The sequence below is a fragment of the Verrucomicrobiia bacterium genome (assembly GCA_036405135.1).
Lineage (GTDB): Bacteria > Verrucomicrobiota > Verrucomicrobiia > Limisphaerales > JAEYXS01 > JAEYXS01.
In genome coordinates this window covers 18607-41509 of sequence record DASWYF010000037.1, presented here as the reverse complement: position 1 = coordinate 41509, position 22903 = coordinate 18607, and the positions used below count along the sequence as shown (strand labels likewise).

23 protein-coding genes are annotated in these 22903 nt (G+C 54.8%); 6 read left to right on the top strand and 17 right to left on the bottom strand.

The genetic code is table 11. The features are described from left to right. Positions 1-42 precede the first annotated feature (42 nt). The 4 genes from VGH19_18095 to VGH19_18080 all read right to left on the bottom strand — a co-directional run bounded on the left by VGH19_18095 (position 43) and on the right by VGH19_18080 (position 3553). Positions 43-1440 carry a mandelate racemase/muconate lactonizing enzyme family protein gene (locus tag VGH19_18095; protein HEY1173286.1) on the bottom strand — a complete coding sequence of 466 codons (1398 nt, stop codon included), beginning with the start codon at positions 1438-1440 and terminating at the stop codon, positions 43-45. A gap of 168 nt (positions 1441-1608) precedes the next feature. Next, on the bottom strand, positions 1609-2478 hold the full coding sequence (locus VGH19_18090) for a tetratricopeptide repeat protein (protein ID HEY1173285.1): 870 nt from the start codon (positions 2476-2478) through the stop codon (positions 1609-1611). Between the two features lie 60 nt (positions 2479-2538). Beyond that, positions 2539-2751, bottom strand: a complete 213-nt coding sequence (locus VGH19_18085; GenBank protein ID HEY1173284.1) for a hypothetical protein — start codon at positions 2749-2751, stop codon at positions 2539-2541. 13 nt (positions 2752-2764) lie between these two features. Next, entirely contained in the window at positions 2765-3553 is a 789-nt protein-coding gene (locus VGH19_18080) for a M48 family metallopeptidase (protein HEY1173283.1), read from the bottom strand. Positions 3554-3632: 79 nt separating this feature from the next. Here VGH19_18080 and larA point away from each other — a divergent pair, with 79 nt between their 5' ends. After that, on the top strand, positions 3633-4916 hold the full coding sequence (gene larA, locus VGH19_18075) for a nickel-dependent lactate racemase (protein ID HEY1173282.1): 1284 nt from the start codon (positions 3633-3635) through the stop codon (positions 4914-4916). On the opposite strand, the gene VGH19_18070 is transcribed toward larA, so the two are convergent. Then, positions 4913-6637: a chloride channel protein gene (locus tag VGH19_18070; protein HEY1173281.1), complete on the bottom strand. Its 1725-nt coding sequence runs from the start codon at positions 6635-6637 to the stop codon at positions 4913-4915. The two genes, larA and VGH19_18070, sit on opposite strands and share 4 nt — an antisense overlap. Positions 6638-6735: 98 nt before the next feature. Between VGH19_18070 and VGH19_18065 the strand changes: the two genes are divergently transcribed. Next, positions 6736-8145, top strand: coding sequence for an arylsulfatase (locus VGH19_18065; GenBank protein HEY1173280.1), 1410 nt, complete (start codon positions 6736-6738; stop codon positions 8143-8145). A gap of 208 nt (positions 8146-8353) precedes the next feature. On the opposite strand, the gene VGH19_18060 is transcribed toward VGH19_18065, so the two are convergent. The 3 genes from VGH19_18060 to VGH19_18050 all read right to left on the bottom strand — a co-directional run bounded on the left by VGH19_18060 (position 8354) and on the right by VGH19_18050 (position 12671). After that, positions 8354-10588, bottom strand: a complete 2235-nt coding sequence (locus tag VGH19_18060; GenBank protein ID HEY1173279.1) for a tetratricopeptide repeat protein — start codon at positions 10586-10588, stop codon at positions 8354-8356. Positions 10589-10622: 34 nt separating this feature from the next. Further along, positions 10623-11567: a tetratricopeptide repeat protein gene (locus VGH19_18055; GenBank protein HEY1173278.1), complete on the bottom strand. Its 945-nt coding sequence runs from the start codon at positions 11565-11567 to the stop codon at positions 10623-10625. A gap of 225 nt (positions 11568-11792) precedes the next feature. Next, a complete protein-coding gene (locus tag VGH19_18050; GenBank protein ID HEY1173277.1) occupies positions 11793-12671 on the bottom strand; it encodes a LysR family transcriptional regulator in 879 nt (292 codons plus the stop codon). 74 nt (positions 12672-12745) lie between these two features. Here VGH19_18050 and VGH19_18045 point away from each other — a divergent pair, with 74 nt between their 5' ends. After that, positions 12746-12925, top strand: a complete 180-nt coding sequence (locus VGH19_18045) for a hypothetical protein (protein HEY1173276.1) — start codon at positions 12746-12748, stop codon at positions 12923-12925. A gap of 77 nt (positions 12926-13002) precedes the next feature. Here VGH19_18045 and VGH19_18040 read toward each other — a convergent pair whose 3' ends face one another. The 3 genes from VGH19_18040 to VGH19_18030 all read right to left on the bottom strand — a co-directional run bounded on the left by VGH19_18040 (position 13003) and on the right by VGH19_18030 (position 14525). After that, positions 13003-13269 (bottom strand): hypothetical protein, encoded by a 267-nt coding sequence (locus VGH19_18040; GenBank protein ID HEY1173275.1) that lies wholly within the window; start codon positions 13267-13269, stop codon positions 13003-13005. 77 nt (positions 13270-13346) lie between these two features. After that, positions 13347-13808, bottom strand: a complete 462-nt coding sequence (locus tag VGH19_18035) for a metallophosphoesterase family protein (GenBank protein ID HEY1173274.1) — start codon at positions 13806-13808, stop codon at positions 13347-13349. A gap of 87 nt (positions 13809-13895) precedes the next feature. Further along, entirely contained in the window at positions 13896-14525 is a 630-nt protein-coding gene (locus VGH19_18030; protein ID HEY1173273.1) for a DUF6580 family putative transport protein, read from the bottom strand. A gap of 145 nt (positions 14526-14670) precedes the next feature. On the opposite strand from VGH19_18030, the gene VGH19_18025 reads away from it, so the two are divergent. From VGH19_18025 to VGH19_18015, 3 genes are all read left to right on the top strand, one after another. Then, complete coding sequence (locus VGH19_18025; GenBank protein ID HEY1173272.1) at positions 14671-15399, top strand: RluA family pseudouridine synthase; 729 nt, start codon at positions 14671-14673, stop codon at positions 15397-15399. 95 nt (positions 15400-15494) lie between these two features. After that, positions 15495-16910: a sodium:solute symporter family protein gene (locus VGH19_18020; GenBank protein ID HEY1173271.1), complete on the top strand. Its 1416-nt coding sequence runs from the start codon at positions 15495-15497 to the stop codon at positions 16908-16910. A 414-nt stretch (positions 16911-17324) separates the two neighbouring features. Beyond that, positions 17325-17870, top strand: coding sequence for a hypothetical protein (locus tag VGH19_18015; protein ID HEY1173270.1), 546 nt, complete (start codon positions 17325-17327; stop codon positions 17868-17870). A 200-nt stretch (positions 17871-18070) separates the two neighbouring features. Here VGH19_18015 and nadA read toward each other — a convergent pair whose 3' ends face one another. The 6 genes from nadA to VGH19_17985 form a co-directional block, all read right to left on the bottom strand. Continuing rightward, on the bottom strand, positions 18071-19015 hold the full coding sequence (gene nadA, locus VGH19_18010; protein ID HEY1173269.1) for a quinolinate synthase NadA: 945 nt from the start codon (positions 19013-19015) through the stop codon (positions 18071-18073). A 187-nt stretch (positions 19016-19202) separates the two neighbouring features. After that, the gene (locus VGH19_18005; protein ID HEY1173268.1) at positions 19203-19793 is read right to left on the bottom strand and encodes a hypothetical protein; all 591 of its coding nucleotides are present in this window, start codon (positions 19791-19793) and stop codon (positions 19203-19205) included. Positions 19794-19801: 8 nt separating this feature from the next. Then, a complete protein-coding gene (locus VGH19_18000) occupies positions 19802-20404 on the bottom strand; it encodes an NAD(P)H-dependent oxidoreductase (protein HEY1173267.1) in 603 nt (200 codons plus the stop codon). A gap of 77 nt (positions 20405-20481) precedes the next feature. After that, entirely contained in the window at positions 20482-21552 is a 1071-nt protein-coding gene (locus VGH19_17995) for an inorganic phosphate transporter (protein HEY1173266.1), read from the bottom strand. Between the two features lie 12 nt (positions 21553-21564). Further along, a complete protein-coding gene (locus tag VGH19_17990) occupies positions 21565-22194 on the bottom strand; it encodes a DUF47 family protein (protein HEY1173265.1) in 630 nt (209 codons plus the stop codon). A 133-nt stretch (positions 22195-22327) separates the two neighbouring features. Beyond that, complete coding sequence (locus VGH19_17985; protein HEY1173264.1) at positions 22328-22861, bottom strand: hypothetical protein; 534 nt, start codon at positions 22859-22861, stop codon at positions 22328-22330. Positions 22862-22903 lie beyond the last annotated feature (42 nt).

Below are 22903 nucleotides of genomic sequence, written 5' to 3'. Positions count from 1 at the left end.
GATTGATTTGGTTAGCTCTGCCTCCTCACCTCGGCAGCTAAATCAAAACGTCACCGCAGGCGCAGGCAACTCCCGCTGAATCTCACTCAACCGATACCCAAACCCACTCCCCTTGATCGTGGACAGATCCACTCCACCATTGCGCCGCTGATAGATGCCCGGATGCACCTTCGCTTCGATAGAGGACGCCTCCGGATAAAACTGCATCGCATTCGTCTCCACGCCCATGATGGTGCCCACGAAGGCCGCGAGTTGCACATGGGGGATTTGCGCAAGCATGGGATTCGTCAAGTCCTGCACCATCAATGTCATGCCATGCGCCTTGGCCCAACACGCACTGAGGATGGCTCCGCTCTGCGTCTTGCACGTCTTGAGCGCGACACCCGTCCAGCCGAGTTCACGACCGAGTTTCACATGCTTCCAGTCATGTGCGCTCTCATCGAGGAAGAGCGGCTTGCGGGCGGAAAGGCTGTGCGTGTCGATACGATCTTTCTCCAGCTCATACGGGAACGGCTGCTCCACATAAAGGATCATGCCGTAATAACGCGGGTGCTCATCGCGCAGACGGTCGAGGATGTCGTTCACGTACTTGGGATCGAGGACGGTGCAGTTGAAGTCGGCCGTGAGCCAGTCCACGCCCAGTTCCACCGCGATCTTGCCGATGGCCACCGTGCGCGCGTAATCCCACGCGGCATCATTGCCCTTGAGCTTGATCTTCAGGCATTTCAGGCCATCACGCTTGATCCATTCCGTCAAGACGACCGGATAACCATCGTTCGGCTCCGTGCCTTTGCGATCCGCATCCGTGAGCAGATCCAATCCACCCACCAGATGCCACGCTGGCAATTTATCCGGACGCTGCTTCGCGAAGAAATCTTGGGGATACAATCCCTTGAATGAAACCTTCGTATCCACCGCTGGCGTGAGCAATTGCTCCAGCGTGCGGTTCATGTGCGCGGGGCCATACGTCTCATACACCGGCAGGCCGAGCAGATTGCCATAAGCATCGTGCAGCGCGATATCATACAGCGAGAAGCACACGAGCGCCGCCAGCCAAGGCATCGGTTCTTCACTCGCCCGCGTGGCATTGAACTCCTGCAACAAGCGCGGCAGCACATGTTCCTGAAAATCATTGCTCAGTTCAATGGGATGTCCCGGCTCCGCATACTTCACCAATTCTTTGCCAAGCAATTCCGTGAACTTCTTCAACGCCACATGCCGCGTCTCATATGGCAGCGTACTAGGCCACACCCACGTCACGCTCAACGGCGTCTCGCCCCAGCCTTCCGCTGTTTTGCCTGAGCGATCTTGCACGGTCGCTTTGACGCGGGCACAGGTAACGTATGTGACCGTTTCGGTGCCGAACTTCAAAGGTACACGGGTGTAAACCGGGAGATAGTACAGCGTGGCACTGGTGCAGCGGATGTCTGAGGTCTTCATGTGACGAAGGGGAAGTTAGGGGGATGAAGCTCAAAGTTCAAAGCTCAAAGCTCAAAATGAGGGGCAAACAGCGGAGAAACTTAAATCAAACCAGAAGCCGCTTCTCATCACCGCATTGAAACTTGAGCTTTGGAGCTTCTTTTGAGCTTTAAACTTGGGATTTGGAGCTTACGGCTTTTTAAGGCCGTCCTGTTTCTTGAACACCGCCGCATGCGCCCTTGCCACGTCCCCCATGTAACCCTCCACACCATATTCGCCAGCGGCTTTGAAGATATGCTCACGCGCTTCCTTCGCCTTGCCCTCCGACTCATACCAGAGACCGATATACAAATGAGCGTAGAAAAACCGTCCTTTTAACTCTATCGGCCCGGGATTCCCCACCTGACAAGACTTCAAAACCTCTTCCACCGTGCCCTTTCCTGAATACAGCGCATGGATCTGCATCATGGGCACGCGACCATCCCCTGCTGTGGGAATGAACTCCTTCAACGCCGTCGCCTTGTCTTTCGCCTTCACCAGACAGATGTAGTGGAACACCGAGTTCTCAACGTCGTTCGGATTCACCGTGCGATGATCCTCAAACTGCTTCGCCCCCTCCGCATACATGCCTGCGTAATAATGCGAGATGCCACGCTGCCAATGCTGTGGAACTTGCGACGGAACACGTTTGAGATACTCGTCAAAGTCCGCCACCGATTCCTTGAAATTGCCGAGACGCAAATTGATCTCCCCACGTTTTTGATAAAGTTCAGTTGTCCGTTTACCCTGTTTGATAAGCTCAGAATAGTCGGTCAGCGCCCTATCATACTGCTTAGTCCACTCTGCCAAACGCCCTCGCACATATAACGAATCAAGATTTTTAGGATCCAGCTTTACCGCCTGATCTGCCAGTTCCATTCCGCCTTTCACATCACCGGCCCGGATCTTCTTCTCAGCCTCGGTGAGCATGGCGACGGCTTTATCACCCTCTGCCGCCTTGCCATTGAAACCACCGCAAAGAGACACGGCCAGCAAGAGTAGAAGGAAGGAAGTTTTCATGCGATGCGGGCAGATTAGAACTCCATCCGCTTTCACACAATGAGAATGGAAGCTATGCGATCAGAGAACCTTGGTATCGTCTGACGCCTGCAACTTGTTCAGCTTCTTCTTGATCGTCTCCACGTTCTTCGTCAGTTCGTAGAGTGTCTCGTAGAGAACCTTCTGCGTCTCCTCATCCTTCAAGGCAGGCACGGCGGGATGCACCTTCATCAGTTCGCGCGCAATCGTATTGCACACCGAACGGATCTGCTCAGTCGCGGCTTGGCGGTCCATGCGATGAATCGGCTTACTGCTTCTTGTACTGCGCCTTCGCTTCAGGCATCCATTCCTTGAGCTGCTTCACGCGCGTCTCATCGGTAGGATGAGTGCGGAGGAACTTCGGCGTGGAAGAACCTGCCTTGGCATTGTATTCGCCAAAGCGCTGCCAGAAAGCCACCGCCGCTTCCGGATCATAACCCGCGCGCGCCATGTAGATCAGCCCGATGCGATCCGCCTCCGACTCCTGCGAACGGCTGTGCGGCAACTCCACCGCCACCTGCGAACCAAGTCCATAAGCCACCTGGATGGCCTGAGAATACTTGCTCTCCGCTGTCGCCGTGCCGACTGCCTGACCAACCATCTGCGTGGCCATCGCCCGGCTGATGCGTTCCCCACCGTGACGCGCCACCGCGTGCGCCACCTCATGACCGATCACTGTGGCCAGACCGCCCTCATCTTTCGTGATCGGCAAAATGCCCGTGTAAACCCCCACCTTGCCGCCCGGTAGACAGAAGGCGTTGGCCTCCGGGCTGTCGAACACCACGAACTCCCATTGCGCGTCTGGCAGATTCGCGACCGCTGCGATGCGTTTGCCCACGCGCGTGACCATCTCGTTGATCTTAGGATCTTTGCTGATTGGCGTCTCCGTCTTCATCTTCTCAAACTCCGTGAAGCCCAGCTTCATCTCCTCTTGCGAGTTCATGAAGTTGAACTGGCGCCGTCCAGTTTCCGGCACCGTAGTGCAACCGATGAAGGCAAAACCCAAAACTGCGGTGAGCGCGAACGAAAGCGAGATGCGGAGCAAGCGACGTTTCATAACGGAAATCAAAACATAACCCCGCCGCAAGAGCAAGCCGGTCAACTCCCTACTTTGCTGCTGAATTTTGCCCCAAGTCATGACACACTGGAACTACAGCATGAAAATCCCGCTCGCCTACGGCCAAAGCCATCTGGAGATCGACCTCCCCGATGACCGCACCACCATCATCGAGCCAGCTCACATCCCCGGCTTGGCGGATGAACGCGCCGCCATCTTGGCTGCATTGCAGAATCCAATCGCCTCAGCTCCCCTGCTCCAGCGCATCAAGCCCAGCGACAAGATTTGTATCCTCTTCACCGACATCACCCGCGCCACGCCTAATGATCGCATCATTCCGTGGCTGCTTGATTTCCTAAAAGATCATCCACGTAAGAACATCACGCTCCTCAACCAACTCGGCACCCATCGCCCTAACACCAAAGCTGAGTTGGAAAAAATGCTCACACCGGAAGTGGTGACAAACTGGAACGTGCTGAATCATGAACCCGAGAACGAAGCGGAACTCGTGCAAGTCGGCACCACTCGCGATGGCACACCCGCCCTGCTCAATCGCCATGCAATCGAGGCCGATCTGCGCATCGTCACCGGCTTCATCGAGCCACACTTCTTCGCCGGTTTCAGTGGTGGACCAAAGGGGTTGATGCCTGGTGTCGCCGGGTTACGCACTGTAATGAGCAATCACGGCGTGCGTAATATTAGTAGTTCCAAGGCGACCTTCGGCGTGAATGAGGGCAACCCGCTCTGGGAAGAACTGCGGGACATCGCCTTGCGCGCCGGACCGAGCTTCCTCCTGAACGTAACCCTGAACGAGCAACGCCAAATCACCAACGTCTTCGCCGGCGACCTCATTCAAGCGCACAAGGCCGGCACTGAATTCGTCCGCCAGTCCGCCATGCAAAAGGTGAAGTCTCCCTTCGAGATCGTCGTCACCACGAACAGCGGTTACCCGCTGGATATGAATCTCTATCAAGGCGTGAAAGGCATGAGCGCCGGAGCCCGCATCCTCGCGGAAGGTGGTCTCCTCATCCTCGCCGCCGAATGCAGCGAAGGCGTGCCCACGAACAGCCCTTTCAATCAACTCCTCACCAGCGCGCAAAGCCCCGAGGAAATCCTAACCATGCTGGCCACCCCCGGCTTCATCCGACCCGAACAATGGCAGGCCCAGATCCAAGCCCTCATCCAACGCCGCGCCGAGGTGCAGGTTTATAGTGCATTACCGGAAAAAACGGTGCGTGCATGCCATCTGACGCCCTGTCGGGACATCGGCGCGGCAGTGCGTGAGAGACTCACCAAACTCGGCCCAAATGCACGGATAGCGGTTTTGCCCCAAGGGCCGCTTACCATTCCATATCTCGCTTAATCTTTGCCCGCTTCCGCCGTCGCCATCTCTGCACGTAAAAGATCGTGCAGCGTGATAAGGCCGATGACCTTCCCCTCCGGCCGGTCCAGCAGCACAGCCACCCCCGTGGGCGATTGGATCAGCAGATGTTGCAGCTCCCGGATGCTCTGCGTGGGCAAACACGTGACGGCGGTTTGCAGGATCGGGGTCTCACCCGTCTTCAGCGCCATCTCCCCTTTCTGGCGGCTCAGGATGCCTTTCAATCTTTTGTCCTCGACGACGGGAAAATAATTGTAGGGATAATTCGCCAAAGCCCCGCTGATGGCTTCGCGCGATTCACCTTTGATCACCACAGGTTGAAAGTTTGCGATGGAGGATATGGGCAATTGCTGCCAGGTGTTCAAGTCACGGGGAGGCACCACATGCTCGATATTATGCCCGTCTTGCTTGAGCAGTTCATCATAGAAATTATGGTGCGTCATCCGGCGGCTGATCGCCCCACTGATCAGTGCGCCGAGCATCAGGGCGGGCACCAAGGCGAACTCATGCGTCATCTCAAATGCGATGAGAATGCCCGTGACCGGCGCACGCACGACTCCGCCCAAGGTGGCGCTCATGCCCACCACCGCCAGCACCACAACATCCGTGGGGGCCAAAGGTGTGGCCATGCCGAATAGTCCCGCGAGCAACACACCGGTCATGCCGCCCAGAAACAAAGTGGGAGAAAATATCCCACCGCAACCACCCATGCCGTAGCAACAGATGGTGGCGATCAATTTCCCCACCAGCAGAACCGCCGCGATCTTCCAGCCTAATTGATGATTGAGCGCGGCGGATAGATCGTCATATCCCACGCTGAACACCCCCAGTCGCCCGGTATGCCACCAGATGGCACAGCCGATCGCCCACGTGATGACCGCTCCGAAAGCAGGCAGGAGCCAGGCGGGAATGCCCGTCCAACTCCGCGCGCGGGCGCGCAAGCCCAGCGAGGACCGTTGAAAAATGACGCCGATGATAGCCGCCGCAGCGGATACGAGCGGGATCATCAGATACACCACCCAATTCGGTGCGGCCACATCACCGAGTTCAAAGGCCGGTTGTTTGCCGATCAAACCATGTGCCACCAAGGCCCCGATCACCGAAGCCAGCAACACAGAACCAAGATACCGGCTGTTCAGGTCCGCGATGATCTCTTCCAGCACGAAGGTGATCGCGGCCAAAGGCGTATTGAACGCCGCCGCCAGACCGGCGGCGGCACCGGCCACACACGCGAGGCGCCGCTTTTGCTTGGCCTCGCCCAGCAGCCCGGCCACGTTTGAGGCCAGTCCACCCGCGATCTGCACACTAGGACCTTCACGCCCCAAGCTGGACCCGCCACCGATACTCAAGATGCCAGCCACAAACTTCACCCACACCACCCGCCACGGGATATGGCCAAATTCCTTCCAGAAAGAAAGTTTCACCTGGGGAATGCCGCTGCCCGCTGCTTGCCGACAAAAGTAGGTCAACAGCCAGCCCGCCAGCAAAGAGGTGGATAAGATCACTATCAGGCTGCCGACGAGAAACTCGCCCTTGGAACGTTGGGCCAGCTCCACAAAAGTAAGTTTATAGAACCAATGGATACCTAGGTGAAACGCTACCGCGGCCAATCCGGCAACCAGTCCGTAAATACATGTCTGCAAGACCACCCGGAACCGTTTCGGCACCCGGTTCAGGTAATCCGCCAATATTGTCACATTCACAACCGCCCAATACTTGCATCACTCGGACCAGTTCACAAGGCAAGTTCTCTTCGCAAGACGGACTGGACGAATCACGCCTGTTGCGTGAGATTACGCCCATGCTGTTGTTCCCTCAGACCGTACGCCTGCTTCTGCTCGCACTCATGCTGGGCAGTGCCGGTATTTCTATTGCTCAACCTCTGGCCCCCGCTCCTGCGCAGCCAGATCGCCCCAATGTGCTCCTCATCGTGGCGGACGATCTCGGCTATGGCGACCTGGGCTGCTACGGACAAACCAAGGTCAAGACCCCGAATCTGGACCGCCTTGCCAAAGAAGGCACCCGCTTCACCCAATTCTACGCCGGCAGCCCACTGGGCAGCTCCTCCCGCGCCGCCTTGATGACCGGTCGCCACACCGGTCACACCAGCATCCGGGGCATCTCCCCCATCGCGAACTCACTTTTGAACAGCGATGTCACCATCGCCGAAGTGCTTCAAAAAAACGGTTATAACACCGCTGCAGCAGGCAAGTGGGATATGGGCGATCTCGGCACCTCCGGCACACCCAACAATCAGGGATTTCAAAACTGGGTGGGCTTCCTCACCGGCAGCCTCGCTCAAATGTATTACCCCCCCGTGGTTTTCAAAAACGGTTCCGTTGTGGTGATCGATGAAAACAAAAACGGCGCAAAAGGCCTTTACGCTCCCGACATGCTGACGACCAACGCCAACCGGCTCATCCATTTGAACAGCCGCACGCCGCAACTTCCGGACCGCCGTTTTTTCCTCTACTTCGCTTCACAACTGCCCCGCGCAAATGCCGATCTCGGTCGAGCCACCGGTAACGGCATGGAAATCCCCAGTGACGAGCCTTACACCGATGAACGCTGGCCGCAGACAGAAAAAAACCGCGCTGCCATGATCACGCGTCTCGACACCCACGTGGGCCGTCTGATGGATCAATTGGTCAAATCCAAAGTCGATACCAACACCGTCCTCATCTTCACCAGTGACAACGGCCCGTGGCGCGCAGGCGGCTCCGATCCCGCCTTCTTCAACGCCACCGGTGGCCTGCGCGGCCAACGAGGTGACCTCTATGAAGGCGGTTTGCGCGTGCCCCTCATCGTCTGGGCACCCGGCAAAATCGCCGCCAGCAATGTCGTAGATACCCCCTGCGCCATGTGGGACATCCTCCCCACCGTGGCTGATCTGACCGGCGCAACCAGCGGAAGCGTCGATGGCCGTTCATTGGTTCCCGCCTTGAAAGGCAAAGCCATGGAGCCTGCGGAGTATCTCTACTGGGAACTGCACAATAACGGCTTCGCACAAGCTTTGCGCACGGGCGATTGGAAAGCCATCCGCCCGCACGGCAAGCCCATGGAACTCTACAATCTCAAGCAAGACCCTCAGGAGAAGAAGGACATCGCCGCCCAACATCCCGAGGAAGTGAAAAAGATTTCCGAGCTGATGGCCCAAGCGCACACAGATTCAGACCTGTGGCCAGTGCCTGTGGCGGCTAATAAGCCATAGCGTGTTCAACTAGCCGCCTCTTCCGGCACCTGTCATGAGCTACTGAACCTTAGCGTTGGCGTCAACGCCAGTTCCCTGCTCAGGGTGAGGCAAAGCTGCCGCTTTGCCCTAACCTCGGCCTTCACCGCCGCACTCACAATAAAACCGGCTCCCAAATTACATTCACTACCTTCCTGTTCAAAACAACCTCTGGAACAACAAAATAAACTCACTGCCCGGCCAGCTGGGCTTTCCTCCAAAGTTTCCGGCCCAACATTATCGCTGCTATCAAAAAGATAATTCCAGCGAGCCCCATGACCCCAATTGCAAGGAGCACGGATATCGCGTCTGGCGGACTTGAACGACCATCTGCTTCTTTGAGATGCTCCACAATTTGCTCAATCTTGAATTTCAACACCGGCTCCATCGGGCTGCCCATGGCAATAGCACGCTCAAAAGCCTTCTTAGCCAGATTTAAATCCTGATTGTATAAAGCAGCCATTCCTAGCATAGCCATGCAGGCGGGTTCCTTAGGGTTTAAGGTGGCCATATAAATGACTCCTTCCTGAAACTTCGGGTCTTTTGCCAAATCATATTTGGCAGCGTATGCTGGGAGTTCATCGGTCATTGCCAACTGTTGAAGCAATGCGACTAGCTTCTCCCCCGACTCCCCTTTCTTGATCATAGCCTGCAACTCCGCTTCCAGTTCGGCTATGGGAGCAGATGCACCGGACATACCCGAACGCTCCAATGGCATAGGCCTGATCCGCACCACCCCATACTTGTCAAAAACTACTTCCGTAAACTCATCCACATATAAATGCCGCGACTGATACTCCTTCGGTTTCGCCAGATATTGCAGGAGCGCCAGATGAAACTTCTCCAACCCAAAATGCGCGTCCGGGTTCAGCTCCAAATCACGCGCAATGTGCTTCTCCGCCTCCGCATATCGGCCCAGCAGATGATACGCCGTGCCCAAGTTAGCGTGGATGCCGTAGTTATTTTCAAACCGACTCACCACTGGTTCCAACAACTTCACCGCCTCCGCCGCCTGTCCTAGCCGCAGATACGTTCCCGCCACATTATTCCACCACTCCGGATCATTCTCTTTCCGATCACCCGACAGCTCACTCAACCGCGCCATCAGCTTAGTTCGATCCACCTGTGGTGGCTTTGGATTCAAGATGGCATCGGCCAATGTGGGGTTCTTCCTGACATCATCCTCCAGCGTATCCCCATCCCAGATGCACGCGTGAACTGGGGATGCGCATTGCCAAAAGAGGACCAGCATCATCGCACTGGCAGTCTGCTTTAGGTTCACCTTTCGTTTCAGCTTCTTTACTATCACCACCAAAATCCAAAGACCTATACATAGCACACCGATCACCGTCAGAATGAACCATTTTATCTTGGTTGAAACTGCTTTCGATTCTTGGATGTGCGTTTGGATCTTGAGAATCTTCAATTCCAATACATCCTTCATGGGGCTGCCCATGGTGATCGCTTTCTCAAAAGCTTTCTGGGCAAGATTGAGATCGCCTGATTTTAAGGCCGCCATTCCCAGCATCGTCATACATGCCGGCTCATCCGGATTGAGCATCGCCATATAGATGACTCCTTCCTGAAATTTCTCATCTTCGGCCAGTTCGAATTTACCGCGAGCCGCTTCCGCAGCAGAGTGCTTAGAGACATCGTAAGGAGCCGGGCTTACATAGCGCGGTTTTGGCTCTGGTGCGTATGCCGGTGGATCATCCCACGCGGCCAGCTTCAAAAGCAGGCGTGCCTTGGCTTCTTGATCGGCCCTGCTGTTCCCTTTGATCACCTGCAAGGCTGCCGTTAATTGCACAGGCGATTGATTGGTGTCCCTGACGTAGCTGAGCGCATAGGGCTGTGGTTGGTTGATGTCGGGTATGTCGAAAAGTGGAGCAGTGAATTCATCTACATACACATGCCTCGCCTGATAATCCTTCGACTTCGTCAGATATTGCAACAACGCCAGATGATACTTCTCCAACCCAAAATGCGCGTCAGGGTTCAGCTCCAGATCACGCGCGATATGCTTCTCCGCCTCCGCATACCGGCCAAGAAGGTGATACGCCGTGCCTAAGTTTGCATGGATGCCGTAATTGTTCTCAAACCGGCTCACCACCGGCTCCAACAATTTAACTGCCTCCTCCTCCTGCCCCAGTCGCAGATACGTCCCCGCCACATTATTCCACCACTCCGGATCATTCTCCTTCCGATCACCCAACAGCTCATTCAACCGCGCCGTCAGCTTCGCTCGATCCACCTGCGGTGGTCTTGGATTCAAGATGGCATCGGCCAGCTTGGGACTCTTTTTGATATCATCCGCCAGCGTATCCCCATCCCAGATGCAGGCATGAGCCGTGACAACAAAGCATACTGCTACAAGCAACAGAAGAAACGGTAACCACACATTTCGCGGCAAATGCTTCAATCGCATAAATACTCCATGTATTTGGCAGGAACCATTGACCTTATGCAGATGCTGTTTTCCGTCTGGCCATGTATGTCCGCAGATTCTGTATCACCTTGAACACCAGCACACATAGCAATCCGATCAATAACAGCCCGATCAATTGCAACGGCCACTGATGCTGTCTGGCCTCTTTAATGTGTTCTCTGATGGCAGATATCTTCACCTGTAACAGTTCTTTCATCGGTGAATCCAAAGCCACCGCTTTCTCAAAAGCTGCTGCTGACAGATTCAGATCACGTTTCTTGAGCGCTACCACGCCCAGCATCGTCCAGCAGGCAGGCTCTTGCGGATTCAATGTGGCCATGTAGATCACCCCATCTTCCAGCTTTTCATGCATCTCCAAGTTCCATTGTTTTCTATAGTTAGGAGGCAAATCCAGCCGGTTTTTAAGTGACGCCAAGTCAAATATCCATCTCCCTTTAAGATCGCCTTTGGAAGCGGAGATTGCCTCGATTTCTTTCTCTATTTCCTCCCTGCTCATTTTTTCATTCCATCCAGTCCCAAATAAAATGGAAGGGCGTAAAAATTTTAAAGACAGCTCATCCACAAACAGATGCCGGCTCTGGTATTCCTTCGACTGCGTCAGATACTGCAACAACGCCAGATGATACTTCTCCAATCCGAAATGCCCCTCAGGATTCAGTTCCAGATCGCGCGCGATGTGTTTCTCCGCCTCAACATATCGCCCCGCCATATGATACGCCGTACCCAGATTGGCGTGGATCGCGTAGTCATTCTCAAAACGGTCGACCACCGGTTCCAGAAGCGTGATAGCCTTCTCAGATTGCCCCAACCTAATATACGCACCGGCCAGTTCATTCCACCACGCCTCCTTTGATTCTTCACGATGTGCTAGCAACTTTGCCACCCTTGACTCCAACGCCTTCCTGTCCATCTTTGGCTGCCGCGGGTTCAGGATGACATCGGCCAGTTTTGGATTCATCCATTTCTCCCATGTCAAAGAATCCGAATCCCACACACAGGCACCTGCTCGAAGTGTAGCAATCAGGATCGCCATGAAGACCCAGCATGATCTGGAAACTGCAGATAAGTGTCGAACCCTGCTCATTTGCTCCTCGCTATAGAAACAACCTAACACACCCCTCAAAAAATCAACCAGTCATTGTCCGAATAATTTTGTAATCACCTTCCAACCACGTCTGCCGTTTCACTTCCCGACTAAACTCGCCGCCTGTTTCTTGATCTCCTCCAGCATGATCCGCGTCACTGGCCCCGCCGTCCCCTGCCAAACCGTTGAGATATTGATGACCGGAAATCCTTCCATCGGCAGCATCCGCACACTCTTGGGAAGCTGGCCCTTCGGCACCCTCAACGACACGCCCAGACCAAATCCATGTGCCACGTAAGTATGCAGCAGTTCGAGCGAGGTCACTTCGATGCCCGTCGGCCAATCCACCTTCCGTTTCGCCAATCCCTGCCGCAATGCGATGGTCAACGGCTCCGAAGCTGGCGGACAGATCAGCGTCTCGCTGATGTAACCCTGCTTCCACAAATCCTCTGCGGACTTCAGCTTCCAATCATCCGGCACCAGCAACACCAGCGGCAATTCGATCAACTCCATCGCGTGCAAACCTGATGGCAGCTTCCCCGTAGTGACCGTCACCGCCAGATCAAAGTCCTGTTTCGCAAAACCCTGCTCCACCTGCACCAAGGTCGCCTCCACCAGCGTGAACCGTAAACGCGGGAACTGTTTCCTCACTCGCGCCAACACCGCTGGCAAATGATCGCGCAAGACCATGGATGATGCCGCGATGCGCACCAACTGTGTCGCCCCACCCCGCAACTTCTCCGTCACCGGCCCGATGTTCTCAAAGAAAGGTTTAATGAATCCGTAAAGCTCCTCCCCTGCCGAAGTGAGCTGGAATGGTCGGCGTTGAAAAAGTGACTGTCCCAGATCCGCCTCCAATTGAAGTATCTGGCTGCTCACCGCCGGTTGCTGGATGCCATACGGGATGTGCCGCACCGCGTTCATGATGCCGCCATGCTTCGCCACATAATAAAACAGCTCAAGATGATGGATGTTCATGATTGATTAAACCGATGGCTGCAGAAGTTTTATCAATTAACGCATGGTGAGAACAGCAGATAAGTTGTTGCGCCATGGACAATCCAACACACAACGAAGCAAACGAACACGAAGCAGAAGAGTCATTTCCCATCTTCAAAACCGCCGCCTACCTCGCCATCCCGTTCATGGCCATCGGGCTGTTAGTATTCCTTTTCAAAGGCCCCGGTTTGCTGCTCCTACTTTACATCCTCGGCGGAGATTTCTGCTGCTGAAAAAATGTAATCCAACGTAACGCCTTGCCTGAAATCTAAGTAAGGATGGCTTCCACGCCGAACCTAAGCGGCTTAGATCAGTTCACTTTTCCGTTCAATGTCTTTATCGGCGGGTTGTAATCTCTTTCCCGCCGATATCGCCACTCCCATATCACCCCGGCAATGACACCAGCGACTACCATGGGCGCACCCAACGCCCGCCACCCGCTATCGTCCCGCAAGAGCGTATCTCCGGTGACCGCAGCTGACAAAACCGTGAACAACACCGCGTAGAAGCGGGGGAAAAAGCCGATTTCCCACACCCAGTAGCCAACTGCTAAAATGATTTCCAAGATGAACCACATGGTTGATGACCATCAGGTTTCCATCATTGAGCTTGGCCGGCAATTACACAAAATCCCAAGCCTTGGAATACCACCCCTCAAAGCACCACAAACTCCACCCGCCGCTCTCCCTCCTCCAGATGCAAAATCGCCACCGACCGCTCCAGCTTGAACCGCTGCTTGCCCGAGTAGCCGGGATTGAGGAAGTGAACACCATCGATCACATCATTAAACATTTTATGCGTGTGACCAAACATGACGACTTGAGGAGCCGCATGCTTGATCCGGCTTTTCAACGAGTCTGTCAGGCGGCGCGGCTCAACGATGTGGTGAATCAGAAACTTGCACCCGCCAAGCTCGACCACCTCCGTCTCCCGATACTCCATCCCGAAATCATTATTCCCCAAGACCGCCGTGACCGGAGCGATGCGTTCAAGCTCTAAAATGATGGAGGCATAACCGATATCCCCCGCGTGCAAGATATGCTCAACCCCTTCAAAAATCTCCGGCACTCGCGGGTCCAGGTACCCATGCGTGTCTGAGATAAGGCCGATTTTCATTAGTTTATTCGTAGCTGGCGACGTGAGGAGGCAGAACTAACTATTCTTGATCAAGCAAGTTCCGCCTCATCATTTCGGCGGCTACCCTCACGCCTTCGCTTCTTCACCCTCAGGCTTTTCCGCGCCTTCCGATTCTTCCGGCTCTTCCTGTTCTTTCGGCTCCGGCTCTGTCGCCTCGGCTTCCTTCTCCGCCAGCTTCATCGCACCGACGAAGAGGCCTGTGAAAAGTCCGCCACTCATCAGAGTATTCTTCAAGAACATCAAGGTAGGCGGAAACCCGTCCACACCCACGGTCAACGCCTTGATCCAGCCATCCAACGTCTTCAGATAAGCCGGGTTGCTGATCCACGCGAACGTGTTGGAGACGAGGTAAAACAGAAACGCACCCAGGATACCACCACTTAAGAGTTTCAAGAAACTCGCCTTCGGACCAAACTGACGCCCCAACACGATGAGCAACGCATAAAGCGAATAACTCACCGCCATGTAACCACCGATCGGAGCGACCTTATAGTAGAAGATGTTGATGATCATATCGCTGCCCAGCATCAGCGCAAAAGGCACCCACAAGACATAACGCGTGGGGAAGTAAGCCCCTGCACAGAACGCCAGCGCATAGGCCGCGCTGAAGTTCGCCGGCATGAAGTCGGGCCAGCGCGTAACCGCAAACGCGATCAGCAACAGGACCGGCAACACGACATTCCACTTTTCTTTCACTCGCGCGGATGATACGCACATCCGCCCTTGTGACAAGCCGCAGAAGCAAAAGCTTTCGTCCTTTGAGAACTCTGAATGATTTTTCAGCAGAGTGCCTGCGCCATGCTGCTCAATCGCAAGCCTTTGCAGCGCGAAGGGAGGCTAATTGAACACCACGCTTCCATCCCGCCTTTTTGAAGTCATCCATGAGGATGACGAATTCCTCGTCATCAACAAGCCCGCAGACCTCGTCTGTCATCCGACCAAGGGCGATATCTACTCCAGCCTCATCAGCCGGGTGCGCATCCATTTGGGCGAAAGCATCAACCCACACCTCATCAACCGGCTGGACCGTGAGACGAGCGGCCTGGTCCTCGTGGCCAAGACGGATGAAGCCGCCAAGCAACTTCGCAAAAAATGGGAGAGTCGCGAGGTGCGAAAGATTTATCAGACCATCGTCCATGGACATGTGGCCACAGATGGCGGGTTGATCGATGCGCCTTTGGGTAAAGACGAGAAGAGCATCGTGGCGATCAAAGACTGTGTACGACCAGACGGTGCCAATTCCCAGACGGTTTACAAAGTGCTGAAACGTTTCACGCGCACAGAAGGAGATTTCTCGTTGCTTGAAGTGGAACTGCTCACCGGTCGCAAGCACCAGATCCGCATCCACCTCTCCCACATCGGGCACCCGATCGTGGGTGATAAAATCTATGGCGGTGATGAAACGCTTTATCTAGCCCTTGTAGAAAGTCGCCTCACAGAGGAACAGCGCCAACGGCTGATCCTCCATTGCCAGGCCTTGCATGCCGGTGAATTGCGCTTCCAATGGCAGGGTGAAGAACGCATCTATCGCGCCGAACCTGAAAACTGGTTTCGCGATTTCATCGTGTGAGCGTGAACGGGAAACCCACCGATTACAAAAATTCTTTCCCCTGTATCCAAACTCCACATTGACATCTCCGGCCACTTGCCGTGATGTCACGCGCCATGAACTGGATACTCACAGGGGTGCTGGTTTACGTCCTCATCCAACTAGCGATCGGCCTCATGGTCTCGCGCAATATCGACAGCGAAGAAGACTATCTCCTCGCCGGTCGTAGCCTTGGCTTGGGCCTCGCCACGTTCAGCATTTTTGCCACCTGGTTCGGCGCGGAAACGTGCATCAGCTCGGCCGGCATGTTTTATGAACAAGGCTTCTCAGGCGGCGCAGCAGACCCCTTCGGTTATGGCCTTTGCATTCTTTTTCTGGGATTCGTTTTTGCCGTCCCTCTGTGGAAACGCCAGCTTACCACGCTCATCGACCTGTTCCGCCAGCGCTATTCCGTCACCGTGGAGCGCGCCTCCGTCCTCCTCATCGCGCCCACCTCCATCATCTGGGCCGCGGCACAAGTGCGCGCCTTCGGTGAGGTCATCAGCAACATCTCCAACGGATCCGTCAGTGTGGATATCGCCATCCTCATCGCGACTGGTGTCACCATCGTCTATACCGTCACCGGCGGGTTGAAGGCAGATGTCATGACTGATCTCGTCCAGGGCATCATCATCATTTTCAGCCTTGTCGTCATCTTCATCATCGTCCTCGCACAGATCCCGGACCTGTCTGGCGCGATCCGCGAGATCGAACCCGAGCGCCTTAATCCATTCCACGGTAACGGAGGTCTCTTGGAACAGCTTGAGCAGTGGATGGTCCCCATCTGCGGCTCCGTCGTAGCCCAGGAACTTATCGGTCGTGTCATCGCGACTCGTTCCCCTGAAGTCGCCCGCAAATCCGCTCTCATCGGCGGTGGCATTTACATCCTGGTTGGATTGATCCCCGCCATCCTCGGTCTGCTTGCGTTCAAGATGATGCCTGGCATCGAAAACCCGGAGCACGTCCTGCCCACCTTGGCGAAGGAGCATCTGAACACTTTCATGTATGTCATCTTCAGCGGCGCCTTGGTCTCCGCCATTCTGTCCACGGTAGATTCCACGCTGCTTTCTGCCTCTGCTCTTGTCTCGCACAATCTCATAGTCCCCTTGGTGCCAGGCATTGAAGAACGCGGAAAGATTCTCTCCGCCCGTATCATGGTCGTGGTAAGCGGCCTGATCGCAGCGTGGCTGGCCTTAGGTGCGGAATCCGTTTTCGAACTTGTCCACGAAGCCTCCGCCATGGGCAGCACCGGTGTTTTCGTCATCATGGTCATGGCTCTCTTTTCGAACTTTGGCGGTTCAGCCGCAGCACTCACGTCTTTGGGAGCGGGTCTTTTAGTTTACCTCGCCGCAGCAAAATACGAATATCCTTACCCATTCCTCATCTCTATGCTTGCTGCGTTTGGAGGATACTTTCTCGCCGGCCTGATCGAGCACAAATTCCTTGGCCTGAAAAACACATCGCCCCAGGCAACCCCAGCACAAGGCACATAGAAGCCATCACCTAAGACGGGTGAAATCACTCAAAAGTTTCTCCTTTATTACCCCTAAAAAACGGCGGCTGGAGATCTACAATCTCCAGCCGCCGATCCGTTGACAAACCTCGGTTCAGTTAAACCGGCCTACAGGGCCGGGCAACCATGATTCTGAACCCCAACGGAGTTCCCAACCACACCCAAACTCTATTCAAAACCCTTATCCCCCACCATCCCCCATTCGGACTATTCACCGCTCCAATCGTGCTCGTCCTCGAAACTGTTTCGTGTTTCTCGTTTCCAGTTTCGAGTCACGGCTTTCTACGTCCCTTAAACATCCAAAATCTCGTCAACCCGAAACCCAAAACCAGAAACAAGAAACCTTTTGTCCTCCACTGAAAACTTGAAACTCCCCGCGAGTTACCCCTATCTCATGCCCGTGACCGAAGTTTCCGATTTTGTCCTTAGCTTTGGCGATGCCCGGGCCCAGTTTGCCTATTTCATCGCCATGGCCGTCTTTTTCACCCTCCTCGCCATCGGCCTGTTCGTCCTCATGTGCGTGGAAACTGCCTTTCATAAGGAGATCCGCTCCGGCTTCAACAAACCCGTGACCCTGATGAAGAAATCCAAAGGCGCAATCATCACCTTCGCCGTCTGGTTCATCTGCGTCTCCTGGGTCTATAACTTCTCCCTCGGCAGCAAATTCGTGGAGATCCGTCGCTTAGCCAAAGGCAAGGACGTGACTTGGGAAGTCACCTATCACTACCCGAACCGCACCGTCGCCATCCCGGAAACCGAGATCCACCGCTGGACCGGTGCCGTCGATTGGTCACGGAAAGAAGGCCGTCACGCCCTCGTGCTGGAATTGAAGAACGGCGAAGTTCTAAAAAGTGCCAGCATGCCTCCACCCGCCTTCAAAGAGCAGACGGATAAGCTAGCCCCCTACGGCGTGATGATCCCATGGGGAGCTGGAAAGTAGGTAGTGGATGGTCAATGGTGGATAGTGAAAGACGCTGCCGAAATACAGCGTCGTGAAACAACCTCAACGGCGACAGATGTTCTCCCTCTCCTCTCAATGAGGAGAGGGCTGGGGTGAGGAGTGAGCAAGCCTAGCGCGTGACCTCAGAGAACGCTTCCAAAGTTCTCCCCTTTTGCGCCTTCTGTGCCTTTTTGTGGCCATCACTCCGGCCGCGCCGAGATCTCCAACATCCGCTCGATCGGCAACCGCGCCCGCTCGATGATCTCCTTCGGCAACTCCACCTGTGGATTCAGGTTCAGCATGCAATCATACAGCTTCTCGAGCGTGTTCATCTTCATGAAGTGACACTCGTTGCACCGGCAATTCTCCGTGGGCGCCGGGATGAATGTCTTGCCCGGGCACTCCTTCTGCAGGCGATGCAGCATGCCTGCTTCCGTGGCGATGATGATCTCCTTCGCCGGAGATTTCTGGCAATACGTCACCATCTTCTCCGTGGAGCACACCTCATCCGCCAGCATGCGCACGGCCTTCGTGCATTCCGGATGCGCCACCAGCGGCGCGTGCGGATGCGTCTGCCGGATCTTCGAAATCGCTGCGTGCGTCCACTCCACGTGCACGTAGCAATTGCCCTTCCACAAAGTCATCGGGCGACCCGTCTTCTCCATCACCCATGAGCCCAGATTCTCATCCGGCACGAAGAGCAGGTCCTTGTCCTTCGGTGCCGCGTTCACGATCTTCATCGCGTTACCGCTCGTCACGATCACATCGCTCAGCGCCTTCACCTCCGCGCTGCAATTGATATACGCGATGGTGTAAAAATTCGGATTCGTCGCCTGGAACGCCTTCAGTTTTTCACCCGGGCAACTCTCTTCCAGTGAGCAACCCGCGTCCTTATCCGGCAAGATGACGACCTTGTTCGGATTGAGAATCTTCGCCGTCTCCGCCATGAAATGCACCCCGCAGAAAACGATCACATCCGCACTCGTCTTGGCGGCTTGTTGTGCGAGGCCAAGCGAGTCACCCACATAATCCGCCACGTCCTGAATCTCGGACACTTGGTAGTTATGCGCCAGGATGATGGCGTTGAGCTTCTTCTTCAGCTCCAGGATCTTGCGCGATAGGGCATCATACTGCGCCGGAGCCATGGGCTTCCGGAGGCCAAAACGATCTACCCCTGCTGGAGTAATCTCCGTCAAATCGATCATGGGCAGACACTACGATTGACCGGCCCCATCGTCAACGGGCGGTTAAAAGGTCGTAGTCGCCCTCGTCCTCGCGTTTCGAAATCGTTAAATCAGTTGAAAGCAGGTTAACTGCTCAAACTTTTAAATTTCACGGTGGACCGAACAGCATCTTCAACAGACCCAGCAGGAAAATAAACAGCGGCAGCGTGATCGGCCAGAACCGTATCAGCAACCGGATGACATCCCTCGCCCTTTCACCCAAAGCCCGCCAGATGACACCTGAGATGATCATCGACGTGATCCCAAGCAATACAAAGATAACCAGCCATAATGCGCCAAGTTCTCTGCGTCCCGTATTCTGATGCCAGATGCTCAAAAGGCACAATTGAACCAAGAACGCTAAAAAGAACAGAATCGTTCGCGCCACCTCGCCGGGTGCCTCACTTGCCATCCTGAGTAATCCCGGTGCTTCTCCACGTTTTTTGAATACGCCTTGTTCATTGCGCATCCGCTGATATGCCGAGTCATCCTGTGCGATATCGTCTCCCATGGCATCGCCGCGCGCAGAGGCTGCCTCCGTCATCGCGTGCAAGTCCGCCGCCACATCTCCCGTCCTCGATTGCCGCTTGAGCCGTTGATACACCTCCAGCGTCAATCCCAGCCGCTGCGCCTCATTTGCATCGGATAAAGGCGGCGGCAATTTCGGCGGCTGCCCGGAATTATCCGCCGGCATTTGCATAGGGAGAATTATTTCCGATACCGCACCATGAAGCCCACTTCTGCCGATTCCAGATCATACTTACGTTGCTCTGCCAGCACCTTGCCATACACCACCACATCCCGTGCGAACATATCCACGCGCTTCGTGAACGTCTCGCTGAGCAGCTTGCCGTCAATGACGTCTTCCTTGTCCTGAAACGCCATGGCATACGGCATGGACCACGCATAGGATTGCCGCGCCACCGTGCGGATCTGATCCGTCACCGTCAGCCCTTTTTCGAACGAGCCGACCACGGACGCGATGAGCTTGCCCGCATACTCCTTCCAGAAATGATCGAGAAAATTCTTGAGCGTGCTGCTGATGCTCCCGTGATAATCGGGCGTGCCCACCACGATGACATCCGCCTTTAACACACGTTCGCGAACGGGTGCATAATACTCCGCCTTAAAAGCCGTCTCGGGATTGAAGAGCGGCAGAGGTTCGAGGCTCAGGTCCAGCACATCCACAATGCCGCCGCGTTTCTTAATGCGGTCCGCAATCTGCATCATCACCGTGGCCGTCACCGACTTCTGCGCCGGACTGCCGATGACCACCAATACTTTTACCGCTGCATCTTCTTCAGCAAACATGGTTGCAACCGTAGCAGCCGAGGTGACGAGGCTCAAACTTTCTCTCAACTCTCAACCATCCACCCTCAACTGCCCTCTCAATCCATCCAACCCACCAAAATCCCGAACCGCACCATGAGATAACCCAAAATCCCCGTCACCGGCAGCGTGAACACCCACGCCCACACCATGCGCTCCACCACCGTCCACTTCACTGCGTTCAGGCGCTTCGCCGCGCCCACGCCCATGATGGAGGAGGAGATAACGTGAGTGGTAGAAAGCGGGATACCGAAGAAGCTCGCCACACTGATGACCGTCGCTGCTGTCGTTTCCGCAGCAAAGCCATGCACGGGTTGCAGACGCACCATCTTATGCCCCAATGTCTTGATGATCTTCCAGCCACCCGCCCAAGTGCCCGCCGCCATCGTGACCGCGCACATGAGTTTGATCCACAGTGCCACTTCCAGCTTTTGCCCCGGGACTGGCTCTGTCGTCTTCAAGAAATCCATGAAGTGAGGGATTTGATCGAGCGAGCCGGCTTTCGTTCCCGCCAGCAATGTCAGCGCGATGATACCCATGGTCTTTTGAGCATCGTTCAAGCCATGCGCCACGCCCATGCCCGCCGCACTGAAGATTTGGAGATTGCCGAACACATTTTTAACTGTGTTAGGCCGCCACTTGCGCAGGAAGTAATACAAGAAACCCATGATGACGAAACCCATCACGATGCCGCAGATCGGGGATACGAACATCGGAATGATCACCTTTTGCAGGATGCCGCCCTTCTCCGTGAAATGGATCACGTCCCAATTCCCATGCGCCGCCGCCAGCGTGGAACCCACCAGACCGCCGATCAATGCATGGCTGGAACTGGACGGGATGCCGAAATACCACGTGATCAAATTCCAGATGATGCCAGAGAGTAATCCGCACAAGATCGTGGCAGAGGTCACGTAATCGATATCCACCAAGCCTTTGCCGATGGTGCTGGCCACTGCGGAGCCCATCAACGCACCGATCAAGTTACAGATCGCCGCCATGGCCACCGCCTGCTTCGGCGTCAGCACTTTCGTGGCAACGACCGTGGCGATGGAGTTGGCCGTGTCATGGAAGCCGTTGATGTACTCGAAAATCAACGCGACCAATATGACGCAAAGAATCAGTGTCATGCGGGCAAGTGCTTACGAATTCTTCAACACGATGTGCGTCACCACACCACCGGCATCGCGGCAGCGGTCCACGACCTTCTCGAGCAGCTCGTAGAGATCCTTGGCGATCATCGTTTTGATCGGGTCATACTTGCCGGCGTAAAGCTCCTTGAGCAGTTCCAGCATGATCTTGTCCGCTTCGCCTTCCACGTACTGCAGGCGGTCGTTTAATTCTTTCACCTTCTCGAGCGGCGGCAGCTTGCGCAGCAGCTTCACCATCTGCACAAGGATCTCAGCAGTCTTCTCCACGGCTTCCGCCTGCTTGCTGAAATCCACATCCTTCATCTGAGCGCTGGCCAGATGATAACGCTCGGCGAACTTCTCCACCGTCTTGGGAATCTTATAGAGTGCGTGTGAAAGCGCCTCGATCTCTTCACGCTCCAAGCCAGTGACGAATGTGCGCACCAGTTCCTCACTGATCTGCTCAGTGATGCGCTTCTCCTTCCGGCGCGTCAGGACGAATTCATCCATGGCACCCGTTTTGTTCGGATGCTTCAGGAAATCGACGAGGCAGCGCATGCTGTTCCGCGCCTCTTCCGCGCTGGCTTCCAGCAGATCAAAAAACTTGTCACCTTCACCAAATAGCTGTTGCAGTGAAAACATGGCGCACAGGTTGTCACATAAATGACACAATTCTGCACGCAGAATCTGCAACCTCCTACAAATCAAAAAGTTAACTCACAACCACCAGTTCTCAAAAACACCCAAAACAACGTGTATAACCTATCAGATCTCGTCACGGCAGCTCCTTTGTCCGGCTGACAAGCCGGGCTACAGTTCCATCCAAGAGCAAAACACACGCGTCCTGCTTAATATCAACCCGGTTTTCATTTTTGGTGGTAATGCTGACATCAACGATGCAAACCCATTTTCCTTTTGCAACCAGCGCATCACGCCCAGCATTGCTGAGACCGGAAGATGGCCCGATGTTCTTTGTCCTCCCCACGTTGAAGAAGGAAATATTTTCCAAAGAACAGACCGCATTTGCACCATGCTTCTGTTTGAGGTTTTCAAATGTTTTCTCAACCAGAGAGTTGATCGGGGGAGAAAATTTTCCGTCTGCAGGAAACCAGGCAGGTGATTTTTCCAGATCTATATCGCTCACCCCATAGTTGTGATAAAGCCCGTCCTTGTATGAACTGAAAATGATGCTTTCGCCTGCATACGCTAAATGAAATGAACAAACCAACGCGCAAAACCAGCAAAGTCGTTCGATCAAAAAATATCCTAACTTATGCTTCATTTCGAAAACGGAAATCACGCTATTCATTGATCAACCTTGGTTTGATGTGCGGTAATCTGAACAAATCTA

Bases quoted from the DNA above. Each gene is read 5' to 3' on its own strand.
- VGH19_18095 (HEY1173286.1), bottom strand. From the start codon at position 1,440: ATGAAGACCTCAGACATCCGCTGCACCAGTGCCACGCTGTACTATCTC.
- VGH19_18090 (HEY1173285.1), bottom strand. From the start codon at position 2,478: ATGAAAACTTCCTTCCTTCTACTCTTGCTGGCCGTGTCTCTTTGCGGT.
- VGH19_18085 (HEY1173284.1), bottom strand. From the start codon at position 2,751: ATGGACCGCCAAGCCGCGACTGAGCAGATCCGTTCGGTGTGCAATACG.
- VGH19_18080 (HEY1173283.1), bottom strand. From the start codon at position 3,553: ATGAAACGTCGCTTGCTCCGCATCTCGCTTTCGTTCGCGCTCACCGCA.
- larA (HEY1173282.1), top strand. From the start codon at position 3,633: ATGACACACTGGAACTACAGCATGAAAATCCCGCTCGCCTACGGCCAA.
- VGH19_18065 (HEY1173280.1), top strand. From the start codon at position 6,736: ATGCTGTTGTTCCCTCAGACCGTACGCCTGCTTCTGCTCGCACTCATG.
- VGH19_18060 (HEY1173279.1), bottom strand. From the start codon at position 10,588: ATGCGATTGAAGCATTTGCCGCGAAATGTGTGGTTACCGTTTCTTCTG.
- VGH19_18055 (HEY1173278.1), bottom strand. From the start codon at position 11,567: ATGAATCCAAAACTGGCCGATGTCATCCTGAACCCGCGGCAGCCAAAG.
- VGH19_18050 (HEY1173277.1), bottom strand. From the start codon at position 12,671: ATGAACATCCATCATCTTGAGCTGTTTTATTATGTGGCGAAGCATGGC.
- VGH19_18045 (HEY1173276.1), top strand. From the start codon at position 12,746: ATGGACAATCCAACACACAACGAAGCAAACGAACACGAAGCAGAAGAG.
- VGH19_18040 (HEY1173275.1), bottom strand. From the start codon at position 13,269: ATGTGGTTCATCTTGGAAATCATTTTAGCAGTTGGCTACTGGGTGTGG.
- VGH19_18035 (HEY1173274.1), bottom strand. From the start codon at position 13,808: ATGAAAATCGGCCTTATCTCAGACACGCATGGGTACCTGGACCCGCGA.
- VGH19_18020 (HEY1173271.1), top strand. From the start codon at position 15,495: ATGAACTGGATACTCACAGGGGTGCTGGTTTACGTCCTCATCCAACTA.
- VGH19_18015 (HEY1173270.1), top strand. From the start codon at position 17,325: ATGCCCGTGACCGAAGTTTCCGATTTTGTCCTTAGCTTTGGCGATGCC.
- nadA (HEY1173269.1), bottom strand. From the start codon at position 19,015: ATGGCTCCGGCGCAGTATGATGCCCTATCGCGCAAGATCCTGGAGCTG.
- VGH19_18005 (HEY1173268.1), bottom strand. From the start codon at position 19,793: ATGCAAATGCCGGCGGATAATTCCGGGCAGCCGCCGAAATTGCCGCCG.
- VGH19_18000 (HEY1173267.1), bottom strand. From the start codon at position 20,404: ATGTTTGCTGAAGAAGATGCAGCGGTAAAAGTATTGGTGGTCATCGGC.
- VGH19_17995 (HEY1173266.1), bottom strand. From the start codon at position 21,552: ATGACACTGATTCTTTGCGTCATATTGGTCGCGTTGATTTTCGAGTAC.
- VGH19_17990 (HEY1173265.1), bottom strand. From the start codon at position 22,194: ATGTTTTCACTGCAACAGCTATTTGGTGAAGGTGACAAGTTTTTTGAT.
- VGH19_17985 (HEY1173264.1), bottom strand. From the start codon at position 22,861: ATGAATAGCGTGATTTCCGTTTTCGAAATGAAGCATAAGTTAGGATAT.